Source organism: Nguyenibacter vanlangensis (assembly GCF_013376155.1).
Classification (GTDB): domain Bacteria; phylum Pseudomonadota; class Alphaproteobacteria; order Acetobacterales; family Acetobacteraceae; genus Gluconacetobacter; species Gluconacetobacter vanlangensis.
Genome location: NZ_JABXXP010000840.1, coordinates 1 through 1,117, shown reverse-complemented (window position 1 = coordinate 1,117; position 1,117 = coordinate 1). Strand labels below are relative to the sequence as shown.

The following is a 1,117-nucleotide window of genomic DNA, read 5'->3' as shown; positions in this document are numbered from 1 at the left end:
AACCGCCGGCCGGCAGCGCGGGGCCGGCGGCATCGGCGGACCCGGCCGGCAGCGTAAAGGCGCCCAGCAGCACGCCGCACGCGACCGCCAGACATACGAAACGGCCGGACGGACGCACGGCCGGGGACAGGGGGCGAGATTCCATGCCCCATACCTGCACGAACTCGGCCGTGCTGTCACAGGCTTCGACGCATCGGCGCCGGTTTTTCGTCCCCTATCCCCATTGCAACCGAATGAAACACCGGATGTCGGCGGCCGCGATTTGGCGATAGGATGACAGGCATGGAATTTCTGCCGCATATCCTGGTCGTCGATGACGATCGTGAAATCCGCGACCTTCTGGCCCGCTTCCTGGAACGCAACCAGTTCCGCGTCACCACCGCCCGCGACGGGCGCGAGACCCGCAAGGCATGGCAGGCCGGCCATTACCAGTTGATCGTCCTGGACCTGATGCTGCCGGGCGAAAGCGGGCTGGAACTGGCACGCTGGCTGCGCAGCCAGGCCAATGTGCCGATCATCATGCTGACCGCCATGGGCGAGGAGACGGACCGGATCATCGGGCTGGAACTGGGGGCCGACGATTACGTGCCCAAGCCCTTCAATCCCCGCGAATTGCTGGCGCGCATCCGCGCCGTGCTCCGCCGCAGCGGCGAGACGCCCGAGTCCAGGACCGCCATCGAGCAGCGGAACCTGCATTTTTCCGGCTGGACGCTGGAGCAGTCGCGCCGGCGGCTGCTGAACCCGGACGGGACCGAGGTACCGCTGACCGGCGGGGAATACGACCTGCTGATGGCGCTGCTGGACCGCGCCAACCGGGTGCTGACCCGCGACATGCTGTTCGACCTGCTGCGCGGGCGCCAGGCGGGGCCGTTCGACCGGGCGATCGACGTGGCAATCAGCCGGCTGCGCCGCAAGCTGGAGGATAACGGGCGCAACGCGCAGCTTATCAAGACGGTGCGGGGCGGCGGCTATGTCCTGGCATCCGATGTCGAGCGCTATTGATGCCTCCGCCATTGATGCCCCCACCATCGATGCTCCGGTCGATTCCGGCGGCGTGCCGCGCATGATGGAGCCTGCCGCCCCGGCGGCATCCGGCGCCGCGCCTGACGGCCCCGCG

Annotated in this window: 1 protein-coding gene; it reads left to right on the top strand. The window is 68.4% G+C overall.

Annotated elements, in window-relative coordinates:
* Positions 1–282 precede the first annotated feature (282 nt).
* Positions 283–1,002, top strand: a complete 720-nt coding sequence (locus tag HUK84_RS19525) for a response regulator (protein ID WP_176641690.1) — start codon at positions 283–285, stop codon at positions 1,000–1,002.
* Positions 1,003–1,117 lie beyond the last annotated feature (115 nt).

Coding starts and splice junctions, on each gene's coding strand:
- HUK84_RS19525 (WP_176641690.1), top strand. CDS start 283: ATGGAATTTCTGCCGCATATCCTGGTCGTCGATGACGATCGTGAAATC.